The organism is Arthrobacter subterraneus (genome assembly GCF_900099735.1).
Lineage (GTDB): Bacteria > Actinomycetota > Actinomycetes > Actinomycetales > Micrococcaceae > Arthrobacter_D > Arthrobacter_D subterraneus.
This window is the reverse complement of sequence record NZ_FNDT01000057.1, coordinates 1-1,557: the sequence shown is the minus strand read 5'-3', so window position 1 is coordinate 1,557 and position 1,557 is coordinate 1. Positions and strand designations below refer to the sequence as shown.

Sequence of the window (1,557 nt, the reverse complement as noted above, 5' to 3'; positions counted from 1 at the left end):
CGGAATTTTTCAAGTCAAGCGGTACCAAGGTGAGTTAGACGGAGGTTAGGCCGCCGTTTCTCCGGCGGTTTCGGTCGGTTGGTTGATCCATGCCGGTCCGGGTAGAGCGAGGATCTTGGGATCGGTAGCGGTACTGAATCGGTGGGGGTGCTTGTTCCTGGCCGCGGCCAGGGTTTGTGAGCGCTTCATGGCCACTGCGTCGGCGAAGCCGTAGTGCACGTTGGCCGGGGTGTGGAACCCGATGCCGGAGTGCTGGTGATGGTGGTTGTACCAGTCCACGAATTCGTTGATGAAGGCCCGCGCATCGCCGAGTGAGGCGAAGCGTTCGGGGAATGTCGGCCCGTATTTCATGGACTTGAAAAGCGACTCTGAGTATGGATTATCGTTGCTCACCCGGGGTCGGGAATGGGATCGGGTGATCTCCAGGTCAGAGAGCAGCGCGGCCACAGTCTTCGACGTCATCGACGTCCCGCGGTCGGCGTGAACCACCTCCGGGATGCCATGGACGCCGAAGATCTCCCGCATCATCTCCACGGCCAGGATCCCTGATTCGGTGGCGTGCACATGCGCCCCGACGATGAACCTCGAATAGATGTCCACCATCAGGTAGCAGTCGAAGTACTTGCCCTTGACCGAGCCGGCGAGCTTGGTGATATCCCAGCTGAGCACTTGCCCAGGGGCGGTGGCAACCAGTTCCGGGATGGCCCGGGCCGGATGCTTGGCCAGCCGCCGGCGTTCCTTGACCTGCTTATTCTCCTCCAGTACCCGGTAGAACGTGGAGACCGAACCCAGGTAGGTCCCCGCATCCAGCAGCTTCGCGTAGACCTGCAGCGGTGCCAGGTCCACGAACTCCGGCGAGTTCAAGGCCGCCAGGATCTCGGCCCGCTCCGCGGTGCTGAGCTTGTTCGGCGGCACCGCCGGTTCCTGGTCCACCGGTACGGCAGGCTTGCGGTAGATCGTGGTCCGTGAAAGCCCGACCAAGGCAGCGGCCTGCCGCGTCGGAACGGCAGCGTTCACCAACTGCCGGTAGGCGCTGGTCATCTCTTCTTGGACTTCGGCTCGTCCGGCGATTCCGCGATGGCGTTCTCGAAGAACGCCGAGAGTTTTCCCATGACCTCCAAGGCTGCCTCGGTCTTGTTTAACCGGCTCTCGCTCACCTCCAACTGGCGGCGCAGACGTGCGATCTCGGCCTGCTCCCGGGACAGCTTCCCGATCGTCTCCCCGGCTTTCTTGCCAGCCAGGACACCGCCATCACGCAGCTTGCGCCACTCAGCGATCTGAGAGGAATACAGCCCATGCTCACGCAGGAACGCACCGCCCTCCTGACGGGTGCAGGCATCCTCGTACTGCGCTAAAAACTCAAGCTTCTGCGCTGGGGTAAAAGACCTTCGAGGGGTCGGGCCACCGGCACGCGGTCCGGAACTACTCATGGATCCATCTTGGCCTACCTTGGCCAAAACTAGATTAGACATAATGATCGGTTTCCTGGTTCTCGCCCCACGCGATTAAGCTGACTTGCTCTGTCACCGTGGTACCGCTCCAGCCTGACACGTAGGG

General features: G+C 61.8%; 1 protein-coding gene. It reads right to left on the bottom strand.

Features of this window, described 5'->3' with window-relative positions; all coding sequences use genetic code 11:
* Positions 1-45: 45 nt before the first annotated feature.
* Positions 46-1,430 (bottom strand): IS3 family transposase gene (locus BLS52_RS18190; RefSeq protein WP_090588594.1). Its coding sequence is split into 2 segments (ribosomal slippage): positions 46-1,112 and positions 1,112-1,430, totalling 1,386 coding nucleotides; the frame shifts between segments, so codons are not numbered across the junction.
* Between the last annotated feature and the right edge of the window lie 127 nt (positions 1,431-1,557).